Here is a 25,317-nt window from a genome sequence, read left to right as displayed (position 1 = left end):
TTTGCGTTATGGAGACACAGTTGACGTGACGGGCTACAGCGATTCGAACCGGATCTGGCTGCCCGTTCCGGTGGATGAAGACGCCACCACCAGCCTGCGGGGAAGCCGGGACTTGAGCTCAGGCACGTGGCTGATCACACCGACCGTCAGCTGCTCCATATGAAGCTTCTCCAGCGCATGCACCACGGTCTCCAGCAGATCCGGGTCCAGCGTTCCGAAGCCTTCATCCAGGAAGAAGAATTCCAAGGGATACTTGCCGTTCAGCTGAATTTGAGCGGAGAGAGCCAGCGCTAAGGACAGCGAGGTCAAGAAGGTTTCGCCGCCGGACAAGGTGCTTACCGGTCTCTTCAGACCGCCGTTGGCGTCATCACGGATAACAAATCCACCGTTAGAGTCAGTCTCCAGCGCATACCGGCGGCGGGTCAGCTGACCCAGCCGTTCGGAGGCGGCCCGGCTGACTTGGGACAGCTGTTCCTCTGCCATGAATTCCACAAAGGCGTTGCCTCGGAGCACGGACTGCAGCTTTTGCAGCCGCGTCAGAACAGTCTGGGCCTCCGCCCGCTCCTTCTCCAGCAATTCCCATCGGGCGTGCTTCTCTTGAAGCTCCTCCATGTCCCGCTCTGCCTTGGCTTTGGCAGCCAAATCCTCCTCGTGCTTCTGTCTCTCGGCTGCAAGCCGATCCTCGCCGGACCTCCACGCTTCCTCCGTCACGGTCTTGCCGGCCAAATCCGATTCCAGCCGTTGAAGCCGGGTCCGGATCTCCAGCATACGCTCCCGGTGGAGCCGAACCTGCTCTTCATACCGGACGGCTGCTTCCGGTGTCAACAGCGCCGCACGAGCCTCTTCTCCGCTGCCGAAGCCGGCCTCCGCCAGCTCCCGGCGGCCATTGGCCTCCGCCCGCTCCAAGGCGCTTCTGCAAGAGGTCTGGGCCTGCTGAGCCGCTGCGAGGCCGGTTGAAATCTGAAGCAGCGTTTCCTGGAGCCGGCCGATGTGCTGGCGCCCCTCCTCTTCCGCCCGCTTCAGCTGCAAGAGACGGTCGCCTGCAAGGCTCCAGCGGGACCGGGTCTCCTCCTCCGACAGCGGCTCGCCGAGCTCCGCCGTCAACCGCATCTGCTTCTGCTCCAAGAGGGCTTCCCGTTCCCGCCGCTCCGTCGCGGCTTGCACCAGCTCCCGCTCCAAGCGGTAGGAATCCTCCTTCAGCCGGTTGAGCTTCTCCTGTTGGGCGGTCAAGTAGGGCTCCGCTTTGTCCAACCGGCTCCGAAGCTCCTCCTGCTCCCGTAGAATCCCCTGAAGCTTCTCCCATTCCTCCTGAAGCGTATCCTCACTCCGGTCGGGGTAACGCCGGCTCCATTCCGTCTGATGCTGCTCCAATTGCTGCCGCTGCGTCTTCGTTTTGGCCTCCTGAGCCTGCAACGCCGACTCCATGGCAGCACGCTTGGCGCCTAGCTCCGCCCTGCGGTTCTGATGAACTTGCTTGGCGCTCCCGGCTTCCCGGACCCTCTGGCTCCATTCTCCGGCTTGACGCCGGAGCTGCTCCTCCCTGTCCTCCATCGAGGCGGCCAGGACGGCTGCATCTTCATACCGGAGAGCGGAAGGCTCCAGGGCGGATGCGGCTGCAGCCTCTCGGAAAGCGGACTCCAACTCCGTCTGCCCGGCGGGCTCTTCCATGCGGCTCCAATCACCGGTCATCGTGCCGAGCAGCTGCTTCAGCGCCAGCACCTTGCCGGCAGCGGTATTCTGGAGCTGCTTCCACTCCTCCGTGCGGACGCTTCCGGCCTCCGATGGGCCTGCGGAACCCTTATGCACCGCCGGAACGGGGTGATGGGAGGAGCCGCAAACCGGGCAGGGCTCCCCGTCCGCCAGCGCCGCCGCCAGATTGGCGGCCAGCGCTGCACGGTACCGTTCCTGCTCCTGCCGCCGCTCCTCCGCCTCCGCCAAGCCGCAGGCCATCTGCAAAGCCTCCGCTGCGCGGATGCTCTCCGTGATGCTGCCATGCAAGGCTAGCCCGGACTCCCGAAGCAGGGCGTCCTCCCGGCCCAGCTCCTCCGAACGGGCTTCCAAACCGGCAGCTTCTGCCCTGACGGGCTCCAGCTTGGCTGCCGCCTCCCGCAGCTCCGTCTCCGCCTCCCGCAGCTGGCTGCGGAGATGCTCCGTCTTCTGCAGGCCCATTCGAGCCTCCTGAAGCTCTTCTCTGCGGCCGCCTGGAAGCTCCAGCGCCGCCAATCGAAGCTTCAGCTCCGACTGCAGAGCCTGCCCCTTCTGAAGCTGCTGCTGCTCCTTCAAAGCGGCGGCCTCCGCTTCTTCCCCTGCAGCGCGGAGAGACGCTTCCCGGGCTGTACGCTCCACGGTCTCCTGACCGAGCGACCGGATCTCCGCATGCAGCTCCAGCGAGCGCTTTAAGCTCTCGATCTGCCGCTGCAGCGGCTCCTCCTGCTGCTCCAGCGCCTCCTTGGCAGCCTGGTAATCCGCTTGTCTGGCGGCATAGGCCGCTTGTGTCTCCGCGTAAGCGGACTGCGCCGCCAACAGCCGGGAATCCGCTTCCTCCATCGCCAACCGGGCCGCGTCCCACTCGTTTAAGAAATGCCCGACCCGGCCCGCCGAGACGGACAGCCGCAGCCTCTCCTGGAGAGCTGCCATTTCCGGCTCCCGTTCCTCCAATATCCTCCCGTCTTCGGTGAGCTGCGCCTTCTCCTGCTCCAGCTTCCACAAGCGCCGGCGCTCCTCCGCCTCCCGCTCGGCAGCTTCCAGCGCGGTGCGCTGCCGCTGAAAAGCCGCCTCCGCCTCCGAGAGCCGGAGTGCCGCTGCCTCCAGAGCCTCCGCCGAAGCGTCGCCCAAGCCCAGCTGCTCCGCCTCGGCTCTCTTGACGGCCATGTCCGTCTCCCGGAGCCGGGCGCTGACTCGGGCTCCAAGCGCATCCCCGTACGACTCCAGATGGAACAGACGCTCCAGCATGTGGCGTCTTTCCACGCCCTTGAGCGACAGAAACTCGGCGAATTTCCCTTGGGGCAGCACCACCGCCCGGGTAAAATCCTGCATGGACAGCCCCAGGATCTCCTGGACCCGGTTGTCCACATCCTTGGCCTTATCGGCGAGAACCGTCTGCCCCCCGTTCTCCAGACGGATCAGCCGGGACATGCTCTGGTTGGCGGAGACGTCACCCGTCCGCTTGTATTGGCGTTCCACCCGGTACCGCTCCGAGCCTCCCGCTCCGTTCAGCTCGAAGGTGAAGCTTACCGTACAGACGTTCTCCACCTGGTTAATGATTCCCTGCGTTCCGCCGGGTGCACGCTCCACCTTGCCGTACAAGGCGAGGGTTATGGCATCCAGAATGGAGGACTTGCCGCTGCCGGTCGGCCCGAAGATGCCGAATACGCCCGCGTCGGACAGCCGGAGGAAATCCACCTCCTGCTTCTCCCGGTAGCTCTGCAATCCCGCCAAAGTCAGATGGACCGGCTTCATGGCGTCTCCTCCCTTCCTGCGGCCGCCTCCCGCTCCTCCGGGTGAAGAAGCGTCAGGAACAGGCGCACCAGCTCTTCATCCGGCTCGGCTCCCCCGGTCTGCCGGCTGTAGAAGCGCCGGAACAGCTCGTTCAGCGGAAGCGAGCGCACGGCGCCCAGCTCCTCCGCTTCCATCTCCGGGTACACCGGCCGGATGTGAATAATCCCCTCATGCCGCTTGCGGAGCTCCTGCAGCTGATCCATAGACAAGGTCTCCGTCAGCCGTACGGTGAGATCGATCCAGGCCCGGCTGTCCCGGCCTTCGTCCAGCCAGCGGTGCACCTGCTCGATCCCTTCCGCTGCCTTCCACTCCACCAAAGGACGGCCGGAGCTTAAGGGCAGCTCCGTCAGCAGAGGAAGCGAGTCCGATCCGGGAGCCGCATCCAGAATCGTCACCGACTTGGCCTGGCCCGCTTCGGAGAAGCTGTAAGCCAAGGGGGAGCCGGAGTACCGGATCAGGCTGTCCGCCTTGACATACTGGGGACGGTGCAGGTGGCCCAAGGCCGTATAATGGGCACCTGCGCACAAGGCGGACGGGTCTACCGTATAAGCGCCCCCCACCTGGATGGGGCGTTCCACCTCGGTGGTTTCGGAGCCGCCCAGCACGTACAGATGGCTCATGATCAGATTGACCGTGTCCGGTCGGAACCGGAGGGACGCACGCTGTACCACGGATCGGATCCGGTCCGAATAAGCGCTCCGGAGCACGGCTTCGTCCGCTTCGTCGGCCAGCAGCTCCCCGAGTCTGGATTCGGACGGATACGGAAGCGGATAGAGTACCGCCCGCTCCCCCGTTCTCGGGATCCCGTATTCCACGGTGCCGGTCAAGGGAAGCCCCCACAGCCGGATCCCATGCCGCTCCGCCAATGGATCGGCGGCCGCCAGCCTCTCCGGGCTGTCATGATTGCCGGCAATGACGGCCACATGCCGCTTGCCTCCTTCCGCCAGCCGGGAGAGGCTGTCATAGAACAGCTTCTCCGCCATGGAAGGCGGATTCACGCTGTCATAGATATCCCCGGCGAGCAGGACCAGATCGATGGATTCCCGGCGCACGATCTCCGCCAGCTCGTCCAGGAACGCCTCCTGCTCGGCCTGGCGGCTTCGTCCCTCCAAGGTTCTTCCCAAATGCCAATCGGCCGTATGCAGAATACGCACCGCAGTTCCCCCTTTATCCTTGTTCCCCCAAGCTAGCCCTCTCCGGCGGGTGATCCCTACGGAGGCGGCATATGTCAATACCGGATGATCCGGGCCCCGTCAAAGTAATAGACCGCCTTCTCATCCACCCGGCGCTTCCAGATCCGTTCAATTGCCCGGGCGTACAGCTCCAGCTGAATCCGGTACCGGTCTGCCAGAGCCTCGTCATCCAGCGCTCCGACCCGGTCCGTCTTGTAATCCAGCAGCACGAGCCGCCCCTCCGGATCCTCGAACAGGCAGTCGATGACCCCTTGGATGAGCAGGGTCTCCTCTGCTGCGGACGCCTCGCAATCCGGGTAGACATCCCCGGCACGGAGGCCGAAGCTGAAGGGAAGCTCCCGCTGCACCTTGCGCGAGGCGGCCAGCCGCCGTCCCAGCTCCGTCCGGAAGAAGGCCGCGATAACGGCAGGATCAATGGCCTCCCGTTCCGCAGCCGTTAGAATCCGGCTCCCCTCCAGACGATGCAGCAGCTCTTCGACGCGGTTCTCATCCAGAATCTCACCGGCCGGCACCTGCTGCATCACGGTATGGTACAAGGTCCCGATCTCCGCCGGCGACAGCTTGCGGCCGCTCCGGAACCTTGGCAGCCGGTACAAGACGTCCGGCTGCTTCCGGCGCGCTTCGCCTGCCGCATGCTCCAGGGCAGGATGCAGCGGCGTCTCCCATTCCGCGGAATCCTCCGACAGCCTCCACACCTTGGCGGCGTCAAGCCGCTTCAGCTCCGACACCGAGGTTTTGGTCAGCATGGCGGAGGCGGCGGCATACGGATAGCTCCAGGACAACCGCCGGTCCAGCTCATCCGCGAAGCCGGAGGCTGCCCTCTCCAGCGGTACCAACCGTCGAACGGCCTCCGCAAGCGCATCCCCATCTGCTGGGGCATCCACCGGTGCAGCGCTGCCTTCCACCGATTCAACTCCGGCCTTGCCGGTAAATGCCATCGCGCTTAGGATCCGGAAGCTCCAGGCAGACGTCTCGCCGGCGAACAGGCGGCGTCCCATATGGACCGGATCTCCCGCACATTCCCGCAGGAAATCCGCTCCCGGATGCCTCATGGCCGCGGGTACGACCCAGTCCAGGTAGCTCTTCGCCTCCGCCAGCATATAATCCGGCAGGAAGGCCGATTCGCTGCCGAGGGACCGCGCCCACTTCTTCAGCTTGTTCTCCAAGGAGACCACCGCCCCTAGAAGGATCATCTTCTCCTTCGGTCTCGTCAGGGCCACGTACAGAATGCGCATTTCCTCCGCCAGCGTCTCCATGCGCATGCGGCGGCGTATCGCCAGCTGTGGAAGCATGGGATAGACGGCGCGAAGCTCCGTGTCCGTATACTTCGGCCCGAAGCCCAGCTCCTTGTGGATCAGGAACGACCCGTTCAGATCCATGAGGTTGAACATCTTGCCCATACCCGCCACGAAGACCACGGGAAACTCCAAGCCCTTGCTCTTGTGGATGGACATGATCCGCACCACGTCCTCCTGTTCGCCCAGCGCCCTTGCTGTACCCAGGTCCCCGCCGCCTTCCCGGAGCCGGTCCACGAAGCGGAGGAACCGGAACAATCCCCGGAAGGAGGTGGATTCGTACTGGCGGGCCCGGTCATACAGCGCGCGCAGATTGGCCTGTCGCTGGACGCCTCCCGGAAGCCCTCCCGCATAATCGAAATATCCGGTCTCCCGATACACGCTCCAGATCAGCTCCGAAAGGGAGCCTTGGCGGGCTTCCCCCCGCCAAACCGACAGCCTCCGCTCGAATTGGAGCAGCTTATCGGCCATGACCGCCTCTTCCGGGGTCAAAGGCTCGGGGACTTCAGGCGCCGATGCTGCCGCCACCTCGTCCCAAGCCTCTCCGCCGGGCGGGAACAGCTCCAGCTGCCCGAAGGGCAGGACTACGCCGCCGGTTGTCATCCCCCCGCCGGCTTCCTGGCCCGGGACCGGATGCAGAAGACCCTGCTCCTGCAGTTGCAGTCGGTTGCCCGCCTCCCGGACCCAAGCCTGCAGCGCATCATAAAAGCTGCCGTTCCGGTCCGCCAGGCGGACCCGCGCCAGCTCGTCGGCATTCAAGCCCACGATCGGGGACCGCAGCACCGCCGCCAGGGGGATATCCTGCTGCGGATTGTCGATGATCTTCAAGAGCGACAGGACCGTCTCCACTTCCGTGGCGGCGAAATATCCGGAGCTGACGTCCGCATAGGCGGGGATGCCCAGGAGCCCCAGCTCCTCGATCAGCACCGGTCCCATCGCCCGGGTTGCACGCAGCAGGATGACGAAGTCCCGGAATTGAGCCGGACGCTGCGTGCCGTTTTTCTCGGCAACGAGGAACGGCACGCCTCCGTCCAATCCCATCATCTCTCGTATTCGTTCCCCTATATAACGGGCTTCCGCTTGGGCGGCCTCCGGCTCCTCCGTTTCCTCGGCGGCATCGAAGCCCGCTCCCGAAGCATCATCGTCACCGGACTCCCCGCCGTCCTCGGTCCAATCTCCCCTGGAGCCGCCCGGTGTATCCCGGTCGATCAGCACCAGCTCTGGAAGGAACGGATCCTCCCCGTCCCCGGCCTCGGGATACCTGGCGCCGCAGACCAGCTCCGCATCGGCGTCGTACTCCATCTCGCCCACCGTCTCGCGCATGATCTGCCGGAACAGGAAATTGACGCCGTCCACCACCTGCCGCCGGCTGCGGAAGTTCCGGGCAAGATCGATCCGCTCGCCTTCCGCCTTTCCTTGCTGCCCCGGTCCGGCATAGCTCCGGTACTTCTCCAGGAACAGCCCCGGCTCGGCCAGCCGGAACCGGTAGATGCTCTGCTTCACGTCGCCGACGATGAAGCGGTTGCCCGGGGTCTTCCTCGAGATGAGGGACACGATCGTCTCCTGAACCAGGTTGGTGTCCTGGTATTCGTCCAGCATGATCTCCACGAAGGCTTCCCGGTAGGCCAGGGCGGCGGCGGTCGGCCGCAGCCCTCCCTCCCCATCAGGCTCGCCCAGAATGCGCAGGCAGTAATGCTCGAGATCCGTGAAATCAACCAGGCCCTTGTCCGTCTTGGCCGCCTGGTAGCGCTCCGCAAAATCCTCCGTCAGGACGGCCAGCTCTCTAAGGAGAGGGGCCGTCTCCGCCAGCTCCCGGAAGTACTCCTCCGGCGTGCGCACGAACAGCTCCTCCCGGAGCTTCTCCAGCTTGTCCTTGGCTCCCTTGCGCAGCTCCTTGACCTGCTCCTGAAGCTCCTTATCGCAGGAATCGGCCTTGCAGGCCTTCAGCTTGCCGAAGGCCAATCGCTGAAAAGCCTCATGCAGCGCTCTCCACCCCTGCCCGGATGCCTCCAACAGCTCCCGGACCATGGTCAGGTCCTCCTCCAGATTGGCAGCATAAGGAGCCGGCCCGAGGGGCTCGCCGCAGATGCGCTGGCCCTCCAGCAGGAGAGCAGCAGCCCCCTCCAGCTCCAGCCTGACGTCTCGAATCAGGCTCATGAACCACGGGTTCCGCAGCAGCTCCTGCTCCGGGATGCCGCCAGCCTCTTCGGACTCGGCGGACTCGCCGGCCAAGCCGGCCGCCTCGAAGAGCTCCGCCTGCCGGTTTAGCCACCTCTCCGGAAACGGATGGCTTCGGGAGGCGTCATACAAGCGCAGCAGCAAGCCCATAAGCGGCGCATCGGATCGGTCGCCGCCAAACCATTCGGTGAGTCGCCAGAAGGGGTGACCGTCCGGCGACTCGCCGTAACGCTCCTCTAGAAGCGCCTCCAGCTGCTCCTGCCGCATAATGTCGGCTTCTGTCTCATCGGCGATGCGGAAGCCCGGATCCAGATCGATCATCTGGAAGTAGCGCTGAATAACCTCCATACAGAACGAATGAAGCGTCGTGATGGACGCTTTGTTCAAGAGCGCCAGCTGCTTCTTCAGATGATCGGAGTCGGGCCGCTTGAAGAGGGCATCCTCCAGCGCCGCACCGATCCGGTGCCTCATCTCGCTGGCCGCCGCCTTGGTGAAGGTGGCCACCAGCAGACGGTCCACGTCCACCGGGTCCGACTCGTTGGAGATCCGGCGGATGATGCGCTGCACCAGCACCGCCGTTTTGCCGGAGCCGGCAGCGGCCGCTACCAGCAGGTTGGTCCCTTCGCGCACGATGGCCCGCCATTGGCCGTCCGTCCAGGTGCTGTCCTCCGGCTTCGGAGGAATCCCTGCCAGGAGCCCGCCGGCCGGGGCAGATGCCGCCTCCGCGTCATAGCTCCGTGGTTCTTCGTTCATCCTCTTATCGCCTCCCGTCGGGTTCATCGTCCGTTCCTCCATCCTTCCGTGCTCCTTCCGCTTCCGACGCCGCTTCGTCCAGCGCCAGCCAGACCTCATCCTTGCCGTAAGCCCGCATCGGACGCGGAGCATTCCCGTCGAAGAGCGGGTCATATTGGCAGACGGCCTTGTAGGAGCAGAAGGTGCAGGCGGTCTTCTTGCCCATGCGGTACGGCTCCACCGCCACGCGCCCGCCGGTAATCTCGGTGCCGATCTGCTTCACCGCTCCGCGGACATGGCTCCGCAGGCGGTCCCACTGGCCGTCCGTGGCCACGGAGGCGCTCTTGTAGAACGTTCCGTCGTTCTTGACCGAGACGGGGATCAGCTCCGAATGGCCCCCCTTCTCCTTCAGGGAGCCGTCCATCAGGAGCACGGTCTCCAGGTCCGACGAGACGAGGCCCTTGGTCTTGAACTGCTTGCGGACCGCGGCCTGGGCCTGAAGGGGGTCAGGCTTGTTTTTGACACTCAAGAGCGGGTTGTGAACATGAAAATAGAGCACGCCTGCCGGTTTGGCAGGCTCCCCCAGCCAGCGGACGGCATGGGTCAGCACCACGTCCAGGTAAGTGAGCATCTGCAGAGACAAGCCGTGGTACAGCTCGGCCAGCCGCAGGGCCGTAGGACTGGACTTGTAGTCGATAATCCGCAGCAGCATGCCCTTGTCGCCGTAAGCCCGGTCCACCCGGTCGATCCGGCCGATAAGCTCCATCGTGCGTCCGTTGGGCAGCGGCAGAGTCAGCGAGGGCAACGCCTCGCCCGGTCCGAAGCCCACCTCCAGGCCGACGGGCACGAACTCGCCCTTCCGGGCGTGCTCGGCCAGCACGGCGGAGGTTTTGCCGATAATGCCCTTCAGCTTGTGGGCCATGTACTGATAGCGGGGAGTGCTGGACAGGATCTCGTGCTGCAGTCTGGGCGAGAGCTCATCCACGATACGGTTCACGCGCATCATCCACTCTTCCTCGGTCACACTGCCCCAATGGCGTCCCTCCTCCGACAGCTGCTTGGCCAGCCCGCTTAAGGCCGCATGGTACAGCTGCCCGATGTCCGGCGCCTCCAGACGGTAGATCCGCCGCTCCGCCAGCTTCAGCCCATGGGAGGCAAACTGGGAAAATGGGCAGGCCACATAACGCTCCATCCGGGATACGCTGGCCCGCAGGCGCTCTCCGTAGAGCTTCAGCGATACCTCATCCGTGAGCGGCGCCTCCGCGTTGGAGTAGAACAGGGAACGTGAGGGCGTCCATAGGAGCTCCCGCATGGCCGGACGGGTCACGAACCATTGATAGACGTCCGTCCAGACGGGCGACACGGCAGTGCCCTTCAGCAGATGCTTCAGCTGCACCACCAGCCGGGAGACGGTCCGGCCGGGACGTACGACGTATTCCTTCTGCTCCGCATCCGGAGCTCCCGGATCCGGCTCCTGAAGCAGCATCCCTTCCTTCAAGGTGGGCAGCAGCGACTTCACCTGCTTCACGACCTCCGAGGGGAGCAGGGTCTTGCCCTCTTCATCCGCCAGCGGGTAGCTGATCCATAGTCTATCCGACGGGGCGCACAGCACCGTATAGATCAGGTACTGCTCGTCCAGCAGCTTCCTGCGGCTGCTGTCCGCCATCGGCACCCCTTGCGCGAGAAGGAACTCCCGCTCATTCTCCGCAATGATGCCGTCGTCCTTCATCTTCTTGGGCAGCACGCCGTCATTCACGCCCAGCACATAAGCCACCTTCACCTGAGCCGAGCGGGTCCGGTCGATGCTGCCGATGAGCACCTGGTCCATCGCCGGAGGCACCAGCCCCAGCCGGAGACTCTCCAGCCCCGTGTCCATCAGCTTGGCGAACAGCTCCGGCTTCACGTCCTCGCCGCCCAGAAGTCCGGTCATCTGATCCAGAACCTCCATGACCAGCTCCCACATCTGGGCGTGCTCCCGAGCCTTCTCCGGCCGTCCGGAGGCAATGCAGGCGGCGCTCCAGCGGTCCAGCTTCTCCGGCACCCGAAGCTCCTCCAGCATGGCGAACAGCGCCTCTGCCATCTCCGTCAGCGTCCCGGCCCGGCGGAGACCGTCCTGCAGGCGCTTCAACGGTTCCGTCACGGCGGTCGCCGCAGCTGTCAGCCGGCGGGAAGCCTCCCGCTCGGCAGCGGTCAACGCCCCCTCGCCGGTCCCGTCCTCCTCCAAGGACACCTGGCGACGAAGCTCCCAGCTCCGGGGATCCAGCCACCGGTGGCCGTGGATGCCATATTGCAGCACATAATTCTCCAGCCGGTCCAGATCCGCTCTCTCCACGGCACCGGAGGCTTCCGCCTCCTCTTCCACCGGAAGGAAAAACTCCGTCTTCACACAGCGGAATACGGCATCGTAAGGCCAGTTCCGGATGACGGCCTCCAGCGCCGACCGGATCAGCTCCACCAGCGGATGATTCAGCACCGACCGCTTCTGGTCCATAAAATAGGGGATCCCGTAGTCGGCGAACACGGTCTCCAGAAGATCGCCGTAGTCCTCGATGTTGCGGACCCTAAGGGCGATGTCACGGTACCGCAAGCCACCGTCTCGAACCAGGCCCACGATCTCCCTTGCTGCCCCTTCCACCTCGGCGCGACGGTTGGCTGCGGCATGGATGGCGACGGCTGGAACCTCTCCCCCGGCGGGCAGATAGCCTTTCCGTGCTGCGGTCAGCCGGTATTCATACTGCCGCTCCAGGTGCCCCAGCATCGGATTGGCAAGGAACCGGGGCGGCACGGGCTCCTTCAGAATCTCCACCTCCGGCTCAGGCAGATTCCGGTCCCGGACGGTCTCCTGAAGCTTCCTCATGGTCGTCGCCGTCGGATGGAACAAGTCCAGCTCGTGCGGCTCTTCCCCGGCGGCATAGGGCCGGTTCAGAGTCAGCGTCAAGGTCGTGCGGGCCGCATGCTCCATCAGGGACTCCACCACAGCCTGCTCCTGGGGGGTAAAACCGTTGAAGCCGTCGATCCAGACCTCTGCCTCCCGGATCCAGGGGCAGTCGCCCGCCCGCTCCGCCAACAGCGTCAAGAACCGGTCCCCGTCCAGGTACTCTTGGGTCAGAATCTCCTCGTAGTCCCGGTACACGGGCAGCAGCTCCTCCAGCTTGTCCGCCACGGCCGTGGCATGCTCCGGCACCTTGCCCTCCAGCTTGGAAGCATGGGCCTCCAGATCCGACGGCCCCACCCGGTAGCGCTGCAGCTCGCTGAACAGCGCATGGAGATTCTCGACGAAGCCCATCTTCTCGTGGGCTCCCCGGAACATCCGGAGATTTCCGTTATGCTGGTGCAGAAGCTTGTGGAGCAGCATCTTTTTGCCAAGGTCGTCGATGGGGGTGCCAGCGGTTCCTCCCGTTTCCTGCATGACGCGCCAGGCCAACCGCCGGAAGCTCAGCACCTGCGCCCGCAGCAGCCCATGAATGCCCGGCGTCGTGACCAGGGCGAACTCCGCCTGGAAGGTGGCCTGCTCGGGAACCAGCAGCACCAGCGGAGGTCCGTCCGGCTCCCGGAGAAGCCGCTCCCGCAGCTCCTCCAAACACCGGGTGCTCTTGCCGCTGCCCGCCCGGCCGATCAAATACCGTATGCCCAATGGGACCTTCCCCTCTCTGTTGACGCGATCCGGCGGCGTCCTTCGCCTCCGGTCTTCCTATCCGATGCCGATCGATAGCCGTATTGTACCACAACCGTTTCCATACGAACACATGTGTGCTAGAATCAAGGAAGATCCTGATAGGAGGCCTTGCCTGCATGTTAAATATCCGTTTGCCCCGGGAAGCCCGGGAGTTCATTGTCGATGACATCATCCGCCACTTCGAGCAGGAGCGCGGCGAAACCCTGGGACAGCTGGCAGCCGAGCAGCTGCTGGATTTTATGATTACCGCTGTGGGACCCGCCGTGTACAACCAAGCCATTACGGATGCCCGCGCCCTGCTGGCCGAGCGCGTCCAGAATCTGGACGACGACCTCTACGCTTTGGAGAAGCGGCGCAAGAGATAGTCCATCTTCCTGCCGGTGTCCGTACCGGGGGCGGGGGTGTAGATGCTGAACCGGAGATCCGAGCCTCCCTGCACCTGCAGGGAGGTCAGCTCGAAGAGCATCCTCCCCGCCTTGGCGTGCCGGAACTCCAGACTGACCTCTGGAGCGGAGTTCACGTCATATTCCCTCCAGAGACGCTCGAATTCCTGGCTTTCTCCGCACAGCGCCCCGATGAAGCCGCCGTACCAGTCATCCCCTACATACTTGCCGTAATAAGACCGGAACATCGAGATATATCCTCTTGCGAAATCCTCCCAGTTCACGGCCAGCGCCTTGAGCTCCTTTCTGCTGAACAAGAGCCGGATCATGTTCCGGCTCTCGGGCGGCACCTGCCCAAAATCCAGAAAAACGGCGGAAGCCGCCCTATTCCAGCCGACAATATGGCATCTGCGGTCCGACACGATGACCGGAAAGTTCATCCCCGCCACAATGCTCTCCAGCGCCTCCGTCATGCCCGTAGGCTCCTCCGCGGCATCCGGCTGGGTTTCAGCCCGGGGGCTTGCGGCCAGCTGCAGCATATATTTCTTCTCTTCCTCATTCAGCTGCAGCGCATAAGCAATCCGCTCCAGCACTTGGAGCGACATCTGAATGTCCCGCCCCTGCTCCAGCCAGGTATACCAGGTGGTGCTGACCCCTGCGATCAGGGCCACCTCCTCCCGCCGGAGCCCCGGCGTCCTGCGCCGCAATCCGGGGGGCAAACCGACGGCGTTCGGCTGAAGCTTGGCCCGGTGAATCTTTAGAAATTCCGATAATGCGGATAACCGCGCGGCGTCCGTGCTCATAAGGATCTCCTGCCTTCGGTTCATTCTATCTGACGAGCTCTATGTATCCTGGCACCTATTATACCAGGATAAACAACAACTTGTAATAGGATATGATTCATGGCATTCTATGGAATATCACGAGCAGGAACAATAGGGAGGTTATCTATATGGAACGAGTGGTCATTACGGGTATGGGCATCGTCACTCCTCTTGGCGACAAGCCCGAGACCTTGTGGCGGCATATGCTGGAGGGCCGAAGCGGCATCACCGCCTGGGAGGAGCTCGGCGACCCCGCCTACAAAACCAGGATCGGCGGCATCGTGCGGGACTTCCAGCCCGCTTCGATCGGGCGGTTCGGACCGAAGGAGCTCCGCCGGATGGACCGGTTCTGCCAGTTCGCCGTGGCGGCGGCTTACGATGCGTGGCGGGATGCGGACCTCGGTGAGAGCGTCGGAGATTCGTTGGATCCCGGCCGTGTAGGGGTCTACATCGGCTCCGGCATCGGCGGCATCGGCACTCTGCTGGAGAACCACCGGACCATGCTGGAGCGTGGTCCCGGACGGGTCAGTCCCACCATGGTGCCGCTGATGATCACGAACATGGCCGCCGCCCAGGTGAGCATTCTCTTGGGCGCCATGGGGCCGACCATGTCGCCGGTAACGGCCTGCTCCATCGGCAATACGGCCATCGGCGAAGCCTTCAAGCTGATCCAGCGGGGCGGCGCCGATGTGGTGGTAGCCGGCGGAGCGGAGGCGGCGTTGTCGGAGCTGGCCCTGGCGGGCTTCGGCAACGCCACGGCGCTCTCCCGCCGCAATGACGAGCCCCACCGGGCCAGCCGCCCCTTCGATACGGACCGCGACGGCTTCATCATGTCGGAGGGCGCTGGAATCCTGGTGGTTGAGGGTCTGGACCACGCCCGCCGCCGGGGCGCCCGCATCCATGCGGAGGTCATCGGCTACGGCGCCTCCTCCGACGCGTACCACATGGTGGCGCCCCACCCCGACGGCGAAGGGGCTTACCGTGCCATGGCCGCCGCACTGGCTGACGCCGGGCTGCGGCCGGAAGAGATCGACACGGTCAGCGCCCATGCCACCAGCACGGATGTGGGGGACGCGGCCGAAGCCTCCGCCCTCCGGCGGCTGTTCGGGTCCCATGTCGGCCGGCTGCCCGTAACGGCCAACAAGTCGTCCTTCGGCCACATGCTGGGTGCGACAGGCGCGGTGGAGGCCGTGGTGCTCATCAAGTCGCTCCAGGAAGGCCTCCTGCCGCCCACCTTGAACCTGGAACACCCGGATCCCACCATCGGCTTGGATGTGGTAGGCCCCTCTCCGCGCCCCGCTCCCGGCCTGCGCACCGGCTTGTCCAATTCCTTCGGCTTCGGCGGCCACAATGCCGTTCTCGTGCTGAAGAAGTACGAGGCATAACGAAACAGCCCTCTCCATCCGATCATCCGACCGGTAGAGAGGGCTGCTGCATGTTCGCGGTTTATTCTGCCGGCGGCACGAAGGTCCGCTGAGCCATTTCGGATTCCAGCATGTAGAAGGCGTTGCTGTCCTTCTCGATGCGCTTCAGCTTCTGAATGATGTTGTCGAAGTTGGCTTCTTCCTCCACCTGCTCGTCAATGAACCACTTCAGGAAGTTGATGGTGGCATGCTCGCGCTCTTCCATGGCGATGTCCATCAGCTTGTAGAAGCGCTTGGTCACTTCCTTCTCGTGCTTCAGGCCCTTCTTGTAGCAGTCCAGCACCGACTCATAGTCGTTGTGGAGCTGCTCCATGCCGGCGATGACGGCGCGCTTGCCGACCGTGTTGATGTAGCGGTAGATCTTCATGGCGTGGAAGCGTTCCTCCTCCGCCTGCACGATGAAGAAGTTGGCGAAGCCGTCCAAGCTCTCAGAGGAGCAGTAAGCAGCCATGGCCAGATACACGTGGGACGAGTAGAACTCGAAGTTCATCTGCTCGTTTAATTCCTTCAACAGGTTATCGCTTAACATGTCTCAAGTCCCCTTTCCAATCTTTTCTTCTATCATACCCTCACCGCAGGGCTTGTCAACACCGAATCCAGGGAATGGAACGGACGCCAGTCCGCTTACCCCTTTCTCGTCCGCACCTCGAAGATGGCAAATTTCAGGTAGTTCCCTTCCTCCACCCCGAGAATTTGCGGATGATCCTTGCCAGCGCCGCGGAATTCCAAGAGACGGAGAATCTTCCCCGCATCCTTGGCCGCCTCCTGGATCGTCGCCAGGAACAGGTCCGGCCGGACGTGGAACGAGCAGCTGGCCGTGACCAGGAATCCGCCCTCGTTGACCAGCTTCAGCCCGTGCAGGTTGATGTCCTTGTATCCGCGGCAGGCGCCCTCCACGGCTCCCCGGGTCTTGGCGAAGGCCGGCGGGTCCAGGATGACCACATCCCAGGTCCGGCCGCCCTCCAGCTTCTTCGAGGTATCCACCTTCTGGCCTCCCGAACCGACGGCGGCCCGGGCTTTGCGCTCGTCCACACCCTTGGACTGGGACCGCAGATATTCGAAGGCATCCGCCACCACGAACTCCACCCTGTCTTCAAAACCGTTCAGCGCCACGTTCCGGCGCGCCGACTCGATGGCGTGCTCGGAGATGTCGAGGCAGGTGACCTTCTTGGCGCCGTACTTGCAGGCGTTCAGCGTGAAGCTCCCCGTATGGGAGAAGCACTCCAGCACCGAGGCTCCGTCCCAGTAAGGGAACTGGACCACCTTGCCGTTGGCGTTGACCGGATGGAGCCCCCGGACGCCGTCGACCTCCGCCTCCTGCAGGGTGATCCCGCTCCGCCGGCCCCAGCCCTTCATAAGCGGCTCCAAGAGCGACCGGTTCACCATCTGATCGAAGAAATACCCCGTCTTCTGACCCTCGACGATATCCACCTCGAACAACAGCCCATTCTCCCGAATGGTAACGTGACGGGGACATTCCCCGTACAGAGGCCCCTTCCGCTGCTCCAAACCTTCCAGCTCCCGGACAGGCACATCGCTGCGCTCATAGATGCCCGATGGACGGAAGACCTCCACCAGCGCCTCCACCAGCTGCTCCCGGCACCGGTCCATGCCCAGAGAGAGAATCTGGACCACCAGCACGTCCCCGAACCGGTCCACCACCAGGCCGGGCAGGAAGTCCGCCTCCCCGTACACTGCACGGTAAGCCGTCGCCTCCCCCAAAAAACGCCCGCGCAGCTCCTTGCACCGCGCAAACCGCTCCACAAAGAACGCCTTCGACATTTCCTCCAGCGGCTCGTAGGAGACGACCCGGACGCGGATCTGGGACGCTTCGTTATAATACCCCACAGCCAAAAACTGGCCCGAGTGGCTGTTCACCTGAACCAGGCCGCCCGGCGCAGGCTCCCCCTCCACCCGTTCGATCTCATTGGCGTAGATCCAGGGATGCCCCTCCTCCAGCCGCTTCTTGCGCTTCTTCTCCAACACAACCGTTGCCATGGTTCACGACTCCCCTGCTCGGTTCCCCCATAGGATTTTCATTCCGCGCCGCATCCGGGCGGGAACATGTCCGGACGAAGCTTGACATACATATGTAGTACAACCTGTTATCCCACAAGCCACCGTAAAGGAGCTGCCGTACATGCTGAACCATATTCTGATCCCGATGACGGTGGGGCTGGCCATCTTCCTCTTCGGCATGAAGGCCATGGAATGGGCGCTTCACAGCTGGGCAGGCCGTTATCTGGAGACAGCCTTGGAGCGCTTCACCCGGACCCCTGCCCGGGGAATGCTGACTTCCACCGGAATTACGGCCGTCCTGCAGAGCAGCACCGCCGTCACTGTCATCACCATCGGCCTCGTCAATGCGGGCGTCATGCGGTTCCCACAGACGCTAGGCATCATCCTGGGCTCCAATATCGGCACCTGCATCACCACGGAGCTGGTGGGCCTGAACCTGAACAAGCTGGCTCTGCCGCTGATGCTGATCTCCGCCGCGGTATGGTTCATCGCCATGGGCATTCCCGACAGCCGCTCCGGACCGGAGAAGCTCCGTCCGTTCCGGCTTCTGCCCATCGCCTTCTTCGGCTTCGCCTGCATCCTGCTGGGGATGCAGGTCATGCAGAGCATCCTCCCGGAGCTGCAATCCCGGGGATTCCTGGCCTGGTTCGTCCAGCACGCCCAGCGCAGCCTGCTGTGGGGCATCGTGGCCGGCGCCGTGCTCACGGCCATCCTACACAGCGGAGCGGTCACCATCGCCATGGCCATGGGCTTGGCCAGCATCTCCGCCATCAGCCCCCAGCTGGGCATCGCCATCGTTATCGGCGCCAATGTCGGCACCTGCGTCACCGCCCTGATCGCCAGCATCGGCGGAACCCGATTCGGGGTCTACGTGGCATGGTCCCACATTCTGCTGAATGTGGGCGGGGCTCTGCTGTTCTATCCGTTCATCGATCTGCTGGAGGGATTCACGCGGCATTTTGCAGAGAATGCGGGAGGCCAAGTGGCTCATGCCCAGACGGTCTTCAACATCGTCTGCTCCATCCTGGCCCTGCCCGTCTGCTACCTGCCCGCCCTGCACCGCATTCAACTGAAGGAGGCTCCACCTCCGGCCGCGTAAGCGGCGGCACTGTGGCAGGCGCCGCAACGCATTCCGCCACTCGCCTTTAATCCGGCTTTAGTACCCTCCGGCTCCTGCCAGACCGTTCACGATCGCAACGCCGGAGCTGGTGCCCAGCCGGGTGGCTCCCGCTTCGATCATCTTCCGAGCGGTTTCCAGATCGCGGACACCGCCGGAAGCTTTCACGCCGATCGTGGAGGACACCGATGCCCGCATCAGGCGGATATCCTCGACGGTGGCCCCTCCCGGACCGAAGCCGGTGGAGGTCTTCACGTAATGGGCCCCCGCCTGCTCGGAAAGCTTGCAAGCGGTCACCTTTTGCTCCTCGTTCAGGAACCCGGTCTCGAAGATCACCTTGACGATGGCCCCGCCTTCTACAGCCTTTACGACCCGGCGGATATCCTCCTCCACCTCCCCATGGCGCCCCTCGAGCAGAAGCCCGATCTGCAGCACCATGTCGATCTCGTTGGCGCCCTGCTCCACCGCTTTCGCCGCCTCGAAGGCTTTGACATCCGGGTCATTGGCTCCCAGCGGGAAGCCGCACACCACACTGATCTTCACGTCCGACCCCTTGAGAAGGTCCTTGCAGGCCGGCACCCATATGCCGTTGACGCAAACGCTGAAGAACCCATGCTCCCGGGCCTCCGCGCACAGCTTTTCGATCCCCTGCCGTCCTGCGTCAGGCTTCAGCAGCGTGTGGTCGATAAATGATGCGATTTCTTTTTTGTCCATGGCGTTCATGCCGGATCCACCTCGTATCCTAATTCGATCAGTGCTTTGTGAAGCACGGAATCGTTATTTGCGTAACCGCTTTTCTTCTGCTTGCGCCAGGCATCGCCCGGCTCCAGCCATTCCACGCCCCGGATCTCCTCCACCTGGGGCTGCAGCTTGCCTCCCACCGCCTCCACCAGGAAGTAATGAACCTCCTTGTTCACAAGTCCTACCTGGGGCAGCTGGTATTGATACTTTATAACCTCCAAAGGCGCGGTGATCCTCCCCACGATCCCGGTCTCCTCCCGGATCTCCCGGAGCGCCGTCTCAGGAATGGTTTCCCCTTCTTCCATCTTGCCTTTGGGAAGCGTAATTTTTCCGTACCGGTCTTGGATGAGCTGCACCTGGAGACGCCCTTCATGTATCCGGTACACCACGCCTCCGGCGGATATCTCTTTCACTTCTCCCCATCCTCTCCATTGTAGTATGCGGCATTATTGTCTTCCTCTAAACAATAAGGATCTCATCCCCGGAACCGGAAATGAAATCCTATCAACGCTGTCCATTCATCATAGCGAGAAAAGATTGGATCGTCAATGCAGCCGTTTCCAGTCGGCATAGGCTTAGGCAGCCCCCTAGTTGTTCGCCACTGCAGCCAGCTCCTCCTCGTCGACCGTACGGACATAGACGCCCTTGCACAGGCCGGCTTCGGCTTCCGTAAGCTTCACCTTGACCAGACGGCCGTACAGCTCCTCCGGCCCTTCGAACGCCACCTTCATATAGTTGTCGGTGTGCCCGATCAGCATGCCGCTGCTTGAGTTTTCCTTGCTCTCGCGTTCGGGAATGACCTCCAGTACCTGGCCGACGAACGGCTGGGCGTACTTCAGCTGCATCCGCTCGGACAGGGCGATCAGGCGGTGGACCCGCTCGTTCTTCACGTCCTCCTCCACCTGGTTCTCCATTCGCGCTGCCGGCGTTCCGGTCCGCTTGGAGTAAGGGAATACGTGCATCTCGGCGAAGCCCATCCGCTCCATGAACCGGTAGCTGTTCTCGAACATCTCCTCCGTCTCGCCGGGGAAGCCGACGATGACGTCGGTGGTGATAGCCACCTGCGGCATGGCTTCATGAAGCTGCTCGATCTTGCGGCCGTATTCCTCGGTGGTGTACTTCCGCCGCATGGCCTTCAGCACAGTATCATCACCTGCCTGCAACGGGATGTGCAGATGGCGGCACAGCTTCTCGGAGCTCTTGAGCGCCTCGATGACCTCTTCGGTGATCTGGCTTGCTTCAATGGAGCTGATCCGGATACGGCGCAGTCCGTCTACCTGCTCCAGGTCACGCAGAAGCTTCGCCAGGTTGTAGCCGTCCAGATCCTCGCCGTAGCCTCCGGTGTGGATCCCGGTCAGCACGATCTCCTTGTAACCGGACGCCACCAGCTGGCGGGCCTGGGCCAGCACGCTCTCCGGCTTGCGGCTGCGGAGCAGTCCGCGGGACCAGGGAATGATGCAGAAGGTGCAGAAATTGTTGCAGCCCTCCTGAATTTTCAGGAATGCGCGTGTATGGTCGGTGAATTCGGGAACGTCCAGCTCCTCGAATTCGCGGGTTTTCATAATATTGCGGACCGCATTGATGGGCTGCCGCTCCGCCTGGTACTGCTTCACCAGCGGAATGATCTTGTCCCGGTCCTGGGTGCCGATGACGATGTCGACGCCCGGAATGGCGGCGACCTCCATCGGGGCCGTCTGGGCGTAGCAGCCCGTCACGGCGATAATGGCCTCCGGATTGCGCCGGATCGCCCGGCGGATCACCTGCCGGCTCTTCTTGTCCCCGGTGTTGGTGACGGTGCAGGTGTTGATGACGTACACATCCGCCGCCTTCTCGAAGTCGGTCTGTTCATACCCTTCGTTCTTGAAGAGCTGCCAGATGCCTTCGGTTTCGTAAAAGTTGACTTTGCATCCCAGCGTATGAAACGCTACTGTTGCCATAAGCACCTAGCCCCCCATCTCTCCATATTCGTACATAATACATCCGAGCGCGGCCATGGCGGCGGTCTCGGTCCTAAGGATTCTCCGCCCCAAGCTCACGCTGTGACAGCCGGCTTGGACGGCCTCCGACACTTCCTTCTCGGTCAATCCGCCCTCCGGCCCGACCAGCACCAGGATGCGCGGGCGCCGCCCCTCCGGTCCCCGGCTCCGGGCCTCCGCCAGAAGCGGGCGGAAGGACAGCCCGCTCTCCTTCTCATAGCAGATCAAGGAGAGGTCCGCTTCCGGAAGCAGCTTCAAGAGCTGCTTCCAGGAGACCGGCTGTCCGATGTCCGGAATCCGGTTGCGGTGGGCCTGCTCGGCGGCCTCCTTGGCGATTTTGCGCCAGCGCTCGAGCCGCTTGCCTTCTTTTTTCTCATCGTATTGGACGACGGTGCGCTCCGAGACGAACGGCAAGAAGCGGTCCGCCCCCAGCTCCGTGCACTTCTGGATGACGGTTTCCAGCTTGTCACCCTTGGGAAGGCTCTGGGCGATCCAGACCTCCACTCCGGCCTCGCGGTCCATGGGAAGCTCGGAGACCACCTGCGCCTCCACCAGATTCCGGTCCACCGACGCGATCCGCGCCAGCACCTCCCGGTCCAGCCCGTTGGAGCAGATGATTTCCTCCCCCGGCTCCGCCCTCATCACCTTGACCAGATGGTGGGCGTCATCCCCCGTGATCCGGACCCGGTCCCCCGCCAGCTCCTCCGGCGCCACAAAATATCGCTGCATGGCTCATTGCCGCCTTTCTCTCGCCGGCGCACCAAACGCCGTAATTCGCCAAAACTCCACATTACAATATACACGTTCTTCCGAGGATTGACCAGAACCGATTGTTGGCATGTCAGCGGAAAATCCGGAACAGCTGCCCGTGATCCCCGAAGATGCCCGTGAACAGGTCATTCATGCTGATGAGGATATCGTTGCTGAGGCCCAAGTAGGGTCCGATGGTCACCGCGTTCAACGGACGGATGAAGACCAGGAGCAGGAAGATGAACACGGCCCACTGCTCGACGCCTTGAAGCTTGGCCCGGGCCGAAGCCGGCAGGAAATCATACAGAATCCGGTAGCCGTCCAGCGGAGGCAGCGGCAGCAGATTGAACAGGAAGAGCACCAGGTTGATCGTAATATGCAGGCGCAGGAAGGTCACGATGGCCAGCTCGGCGCCATGGGAGAGCCCGTCGTACACGTGCATCTGATGAAGCAGGAAGGCCGCGAGCACCCCGATCAGCGCCAGCAGCAGGTTGGACAGCGGCCCGACCAGGGAGACGATGATGCTCATGAGCCGGCGTTTCTTGAAAAAGCTCGTATTCACCAGCACGGGCCGAGCCCAGCCGAAGCCCGCCAGGAAAATCATGATGACGCCGAGCACGTCCATGTGGGGACGGGGGTTCAGCGTCACGCGGCCCATGGACCGGGGAGTGGGATCCCCGAACCGGTCCGCCGTAAAGGCATGGGCAAACTCATGGAGCGTGAAGGCGATGACGACGACCAGGAACAGGAATGGAAGCTCATCCAGAGGAAATCCGAACAGATTGGTCATCGCTCACCTACCGTTTCCGGGCGACCAACGCCACCCAGTCGGTTTCTTCGTAGCGCTGCTCGATGGCGAATCCCGCCTTTACCAGGGCTTCCTCCACCACGTCCTGCTTCTGCTTGATGATGCCGGAGGCGATATATACGCCGCCGGACTGGAGCGCTTGGTACACGTCGTCGACGAACAGCAGGATGATCTCCGCCAGAATATTCGCCACGACCACACGTACCGGCAGCGTGACGCCATGGATAACGGCGCCTTCCTTCTCCTGGGTCCGGATCGCCTGGAGCAGATCGCTCAGCACGACGGTTATCTGCTCTTCGAGTCCGTTCAGTCTGGTGTTCTCCGTCGCGCTGGACACAGCCACCGGGTCCAGGTCCAAGGCCAGCACATGCTTGGCCCCCAGCTTAGCCGCCGCAATGGACAGAATGCCGGAGCCTGTGCCGACGTCGATCACCTCGTCGCCGGGCTGAATGACCTTTTCCAAAGTACGGAGGCACAGCGCGGTGGTGGCGTGTGTACCGGTGCCGAAGGCCATGCCCGGATCCAGCTCCAGGATGATCTCTCCCGGAGAGGCCTCGTATTCTTCCCAGGTCGGTTTGATGGTCAGACGGTCGGATACGCGGAGCGGCTTGAAATACTGCTTCCAGGCGTTGGCCCAGTCCTCGTCGTCCACTTCACGCATGGCGTAGGTCGGATTGCCGGTGTCGATGTCGTACTCCTTCAACTCTTCGACCCGCTCCTTCAGGTTCTCCACGATGGCCTCCATCCCGGTGCCCTCGGGGAAGTAGCCCTGAATAACGGCCCGTCCCTCGGGAATGTCGTTCAGCGGCTTCTCGTACCACTGTCCCAGAGAGGTGTCGCGCTCCTTGTTCAGCGTGCCGGACTCCTCGATGGTGACGCCGCCGGCGCCCAATTCATGCAGGAAATTGGATATCATTTCTATCGCTTCTTCCGTCGTGTGGACGGTCACTTCATGCCAACGCATAAGATCAGGTTTCCTCCCTCGTTCTCTCACAGGCGCCCTTTTTGGCCGCACGTTCCCTTATTTTACTACAACCGAAACCCCGGTGGCAAAAAAGCGTATATTCCATCATTCTTGAAAAAATTGGAATTAGAGGTGAGCCTATGCTGGAGGAATGGAACGGCAAGCTGGAGCAGTGCAGGGAACGGCTGCGGACCAAGGAGAAGCTGGGGGACCGGATTCGGCTCTTGGAAGCGCGGATGGCGGAGCTGGAGGAGAAGGCGGAGCATTGGAAGAATCATCTGGCCCTGGAAACCGCCGATGTGGAGGAGCTGACCGGGATGACCTTCACCGCCTTCTGGGCATCCCTCACCGGGCGCAAGGAAGAACGGCTCGCGAAGGAACGCACCGAGATGCTGGAAGCCAAGCTGAAGCTGGATCAGGTGCTGGCCGCATGGAAGGATGCCGAACAGGAGCTGTCGTCCGTCCGGATCGAATGGAGCTTCGTACGCTTCGCGGAGGGGGATCTGAAGGCGGTCCTGGCCGATAAGGAAGCGGCCATCCTGCAGCTGGATCCCGCTCTGGCCACGGAGCTGAACGGCCTGTCCGAGCGCAGAAGCCGCGCCACACTAGAGCTCAAGGAATGGAGGGAGGCCTACCGGGAAGGCTGCTCAGCCTCCCAGGCCTTGATGCAGGCCATCCGGTACTTGGAGTCAGCGGAAGGCTGGGGCACTTGGGACCTTCTGGGAGGCGGCCTTCTCTCCACCTCCATGAAACATTCGCGCATCGATGACTGCATCGCCCAGCTCCACAACACTCAGCACCGGCTGATGCGGTTCCAGGAGGAGCTGCGGGACGTCCAGCTGGTCTATGCGGCGGAAACGCTGGATCTCGGCGGATTGCTCCGGTTCTCCGATTATTTCTTCGACGGCTTCCTGGTGGACCTGGCCGTCCAAGGCCGCATCAAGGATGCGCTGGCCCAGCTTCGGGACCAGATGAGCCGTCTCGCCGTCATGCTCCAGCGGCTGGAGGAGGAGGTCCGCCGCTGCGAGGCGGATGCCGCATCGCTGGACCGGGAATACCGCAGCCTGGTGGAACAGGCCGGTTAAGGGGAGGCTTGCTCCTCACCGCACCAAAAAAAGAAACCTTCTCCCGGGACCGGCACGCCCGCCGATTCACCTGGAGAAGGTTTCTTTGCTGCTGAGCCCTTGCAGGATCCTTCACCGGATCCTGCCTTACACCAGACCTCCGGCCTCTTCCACGAGCCGGAGTGCCTTGTGGTGTACGGACTCGTCCACCACCGCGGTCAGGAGGATGTCGCGGCCGGTCACACCCCCTCCGCCCCCGTCGCTCATGCCGCTTGCGGCCGGATCGGCCGCAATGAGAATTCCGACGCTGTCATTGGACTCCGTCGCGCCTTGGGTCAAGCCGGCCAGGCCCGTCATTTGGCCTTGGGAAGGATTCCGCGGCACCGCCGGGGAGTCTCCCGGATACCGGGCCACCCGGTCGATCCGGGCGTCGATGACCCGCAGCGCTTGGAGCTTATGAAGCACCTCTTCGGCTTCATCCGGCGTTTTGAAGTAAGCGAGAATGTTCTTTTCCATCAGTCATTCTCCTGCCTTTTGTCGGCAGCCTCCATCCGCTCCATGGCCTCCAGATCGTCCTCGTCGGCCTGCTCCATGGAGAACTCCACATCTTCGCTTCTGGTGATGGGAAGTTTCCTCCGCTCGCTCATCTGCTTGTCGTTTGCCATTCGCGCATCC

At 63.0% G+C, this 25,317-nt stretch carries 19 protein-coding genes; 4 read left to right on the top strand and 15 right to left on the bottom strand.

Translation table 11 applies throughout. From position 1 onward, the window contains the following. Window positions 1–33 precede the first annotated feature (33 nt). From ACSEXW_RS11140 to addB, 4 genes are all read right to left on the bottom strand, one after another. Window positions 34–3,459: an AAA family ATPase gene (locus tag ACSEXW_RS11140; protein ID WP_438446219.1), complete on the bottom strand. Its 3,426-nt coding sequence runs from the start codon at window positions 3,457–3,459 to the stop codon at window positions 34–36. Continuing rightward, a complete protein-coding gene (locus ACSEXW_RS11135; protein WP_438446218.1) occupies window positions 3,456–4,652 on the bottom strand; it encodes an exonuclease SbcCD subunit D in 1,197 nt (398 codons plus the stop codon). The genes ACSEXW_RS11140 and ACSEXW_RS11135 overlap by 4 nt, the downstream gene beginning before the upstream one ends. A gap of 74 nt (window positions 4,653–4,726) precedes the next feature. Continuing rightward, complete coding sequence (locus ACSEXW_RS11130) at window positions 4,727–8,917, bottom strand: UvrD-helicase domain-containing protein (RefSeq protein WP_438446217.1); 4,191 nt, start codon at window positions 8,915–8,917, stop codon at window positions 4,727–4,729. A gap of 4 nt (window positions 8,918–8,921) precedes the next feature. Next, window positions 8,922–12,530: a helicase-exonuclease AddAB subunit AddB gene (gene addB, locus ACSEXW_RS11125; RefSeq protein ID WP_438446216.1), complete on the bottom strand. Its 3,609-nt coding sequence runs from the start codon at window positions 12,528–12,530 to the stop codon at window positions 8,922–8,924. A gap of 158 nt (window positions 12,531–12,688) precedes the next feature. Here addB and ACSEXW_RS11120 point away from each other — a divergent pair, with 158 nt between their 5' ends. Continuing rightward, the gene (locus ACSEXW_RS11120) at window positions 12,689–12,937 is read left to right on the top strand and encodes a DUF2164 domain-containing protein (RefSeq protein WP_438446215.1); all 249 of its coding nucleotides are present in this window, start codon (window positions 12,689–12,691) and stop codon (window positions 12,935–12,937) included. Here the strand turns inward: ACSEXW_RS11120 and ACSEXW_RS11115 are convergent. Further along, window positions 12,907–13,758 (bottom strand): helix-turn-helix transcriptional regulator, encoded by an 852-nt coding sequence (locus ACSEXW_RS11115; protein ID WP_438446214.1) that lies wholly within the window; start codon window positions 13,756–13,758, stop codon window positions 12,907–12,909. The two genes, ACSEXW_RS11120 and ACSEXW_RS11115, sit on opposite strands and share 31 nt — an antisense overlap. A gap of 149 nt (window positions 13,759–13,907) precedes the next feature. Between ACSEXW_RS11115 and fabF the strand changes: the two genes are divergently transcribed. Beyond that, window positions 13,908–15,164 carry a beta-ketoacyl-ACP synthase II gene (gene fabF, locus ACSEXW_RS11110; protein WP_438446213.1) on the top strand — a complete coding sequence of 419 codons (1,257 nt, stop codon included), beginning with the start codon at window positions 13,908–13,910 and terminating at the stop codon, window positions 15,162–15,164. Between the two features lie 61 nt (window positions 15,165–15,225). Here fabF and ACSEXW_RS11105 read toward each other — a convergent pair whose 3' ends face one another. Further along, window positions 15,226–15,732, bottom strand: coding sequence for a ferritin (locus tag ACSEXW_RS11105; protein WP_438446212.1), 507 nt, complete (start codon window positions 15,730–15,732; stop codon window positions 15,226–15,228). A 95-nt stretch (window positions 15,733–15,827) separates the two neighbouring features. Continuing rightward, window positions 15,828–17,201, bottom strand: coding sequence for a class I SAM-dependent rRNA methyltransferase (locus ACSEXW_RS11100; RefSeq protein WP_438446211.1), 1,374 nt, complete (start codon window positions 17,199–17,201; stop codon window positions 15,828–15,830). Window positions 17,202–17,343: 142 nt separating this feature from the next. Here ACSEXW_RS11100 and ACSEXW_RS11095 point away from each other — a divergent pair, with 142 nt between their 5' ends. Then, complete coding sequence (locus ACSEXW_RS11095; RefSeq protein ID WP_438446210.1) at window positions 17,344–18,321, top strand: Na/Pi cotransporter family protein; 978 nt, start codon at window positions 17,344–17,346, stop codon at window positions 18,319–18,321. 57 nt (window positions 18,322–18,378) lie between these two features. Here the strand turns inward: ACSEXW_RS11095 and deoC are convergent, their stop codons facing one another. The 6 genes from deoC to prmA all read right to left on the bottom strand — a co-directional run bounded on the left by deoC (window position 18,379) and on the right by prmA (window position 23,578). Beyond that, the gene (gene deoC / locus ACSEXW_RS11090; RefSeq protein ID WP_438446209.1) at window positions 18,379–19,062 is read right to left on the bottom strand and encodes a deoxyribose-phosphate aldolase; all 684 of its coding nucleotides are present in this window, start codon (window positions 19,060–19,062) and stop codon (window positions 18,379–18,381) included. Further along, entirely contained in the window at window positions 19,059–19,493 is a 435-nt protein-coding gene (locus ACSEXW_RS11085) for an NUDIX hydrolase (RefSeq protein WP_438446208.1), read from the bottom strand. Before ACSEXW_RS11085 ends, deoC begins: the two co-directional genes overlap by 4 nt. Before the next feature lie 174 nt (window positions 19,494–19,667). Next, window positions 19,668–21,017: a tRNA (N(6)-L-threonylcarbamoyladenosine(37)-C(2))-methylthiotransferase MtaB gene (gene mtaB / locus ACSEXW_RS11080; RefSeq protein WP_438446207.1), complete on the bottom strand. Its 1,350-nt coding sequence runs from the start codon at window positions 21,015–21,017 to the stop codon at window positions 19,668–19,670. Between the two features lie 6 nt (window positions 21,018–21,023). Then, the gene (locus ACSEXW_RS11075; RefSeq protein ID WP_438446206.1) at window positions 21,024–21,785 is read right to left on the bottom strand and encodes a 16S rRNA (uracil(1498)-N(3))-methyltransferase; all 762 of its coding nucleotides are present in this window, start codon (window positions 21,783–21,785) and stop codon (window positions 21,024–21,026) included. Window positions 21,786–21,897: 112 nt separating this feature from the next. Beyond that, window positions 21,898–22,596 carry a site-2 protease family protein gene (locus ACSEXW_RS11070; protein ID WP_438446205.1) on the bottom strand — a complete coding sequence of 233 codons (699 nt, stop codon included), beginning with the start codon at window positions 22,594–22,596 and terminating at the stop codon, window positions 21,898–21,900. Window positions 22,597–22,603: 7 nt separating this feature from the next. Further along, the gene (gene prmA, locus ACSEXW_RS11065) at window positions 22,604–23,578 is read right to left on the bottom strand and encodes a 50S ribosomal protein L11 methyltransferase (protein ID WP_438446204.1); all 975 of its coding nucleotides are present in this window, start codon (window positions 23,576–23,578) and stop codon (window positions 22,604–22,606) included. Between the two features lie 140 nt (window positions 23,579–23,718). Between prmA and ACSEXW_RS11060 the strand changes: the two genes are divergently transcribed. After that, window positions 23,719–24,663, top strand: a complete 945-nt coding sequence (locus ACSEXW_RS11060) for a hypothetical protein (protein WP_438446203.1) — start codon at window positions 23,719–23,721, stop codon at window positions 24,661–24,663. 126 nt (window positions 24,664–24,789) lie between these two features. On the opposite strand, the gene ACSEXW_RS11055 is transcribed toward ACSEXW_RS11060, so the two are convergent. Both ACSEXW_RS11055 and ACSEXW_RS11050 read right to left on the bottom strand, forming a co-directional pair. Beyond that, window positions 24,790–25,161, bottom strand: coding sequence for a hypothetical protein (locus ACSEXW_RS11055; protein WP_438446385.1), 372 nt, complete (start codon window positions 25,159–25,161; stop codon window positions 24,790–24,792). Continuing rightward, a complete protein-coding gene (locus tag ACSEXW_RS11050; protein ID WP_438446202.1) occupies window positions 25,158–25,307 on the bottom strand; it encodes a YfhD family protein in 150 nt (49 codons plus the stop codon). The genes ACSEXW_RS11055 and ACSEXW_RS11050 overlap by 4 nt, the downstream gene beginning before the upstream one ends. Between the last annotated feature and the right edge of the window lie 10 nt (window positions 25,308–25,317).

The sequence above is a fragment of the Oryzibacillus soli genome (assembly GCF_051594765.1).
Classification (GTDB): Bacteria; Bacillota; Bacilli; order Paenibacillales; family NBRC-103111; genus Paenibacillus_AR.
The sequence above is the reverse complement of the archived record's forward strand: the minus strand, read 5'-3'. Positions and strand labels throughout refer to the sequence as shown.

Coding starts and splice junctions, on each gene's coding strand:
- ACSEXW_RS11140 (WP_438446219.1), bottom strand. CDS start 3,459: ATGAAGCCGGTCCATCTGACTTTGGCGGGATTGCAGAGCTACCGGGAG.
- ACSEXW_RS11130 (WP_438446217.1), bottom strand. CDS start 8,917: ATGAACGAAGAACCACGGAGCTATGACGCGGAGGCGGCATCTGCCCCG.
- ACSEXW_RS11120 (WP_438446215.1), top strand. CDS start 12,689: ATGTTAAATATCCGTTTGCCCCGGGAAGCCCGGGAGTTCATTGTCGAT.
- ACSEXW_RS11115 (WP_438446214.1), bottom strand. CDS start 13,758: ATGAGCACGGACGCCGCGCGGTTATCCGCATTATCGGAATTTCTAAAG.
- fabF (WP_438446213.1), top strand. CDS start 13,908: ATGGAACGAGTGGTCATTACGGGTATGGGCATCGTCACTCCTCTTGGC.
- ACSEXW_RS11105 (WP_438446212.1), bottom strand. CDS start 15,732: ATGTTAAGCGATAACCTGTTGAAGGAATTAAACGAGCAGATGAACTTC.
- ACSEXW_RS11100 (WP_438446211.1), bottom strand. CDS start 17,201: ATGGCAACGGTTGTGTTGGAGAAGAAGCGCAAGAAGCGGCTGGAGGAG.
- ACSEXW_RS11095 (WP_438446210.1), top strand. CDS start 17,344: ATGCTGAACCATATTCTGATCCCGATGACGGTGGGGCTGGCCATCTTC.
- deoC (WP_438446209.1), bottom strand. CDS start 19,062: ATGAACGCCATGGACAAAAAAGAAATCGCATCATTTATCGACCACACG.
- mtaB (WP_438446207.1), bottom strand. CDS start 21,017: ATGGCAACAGTAGCGTTTCATACGCTGGGATGCAAAGTCAACTTTTAC.
- ACSEXW_RS11075 (WP_438446206.1), bottom strand. CDS start 21,785: ATGCAGCGATATTTTGTGGCGCCGGAGGAGCTGGCGGGGGACCGGGTC.
- ACSEXW_RS11070 (WP_438446205.1), bottom strand. CDS start 22,596: ATGACCAATCTGTTCGGATTTCCTCTGGATGAGCTTCCATTCCTGTTC.
- prmA (WP_438446204.1), bottom strand. CDS start 23,578: ATGCGTTGGCATGAAGTGACCGTCCACACGACGGAAGAAGCGATAGAA.
- ACSEXW_RS11060 (WP_438446203.1), top strand. CDS start 23,719: ATGCTGGAGGAATGGAACGGCAAGCTGGAGCAGTGCAGGGAACGGCTG.
- ACSEXW_RS11050 (WP_438446202.1), bottom strand. CDS start 25,307: ATGGCAAACGACAAGCAGATGAGCGAGCGGAGGAAACTTCCCATCACC.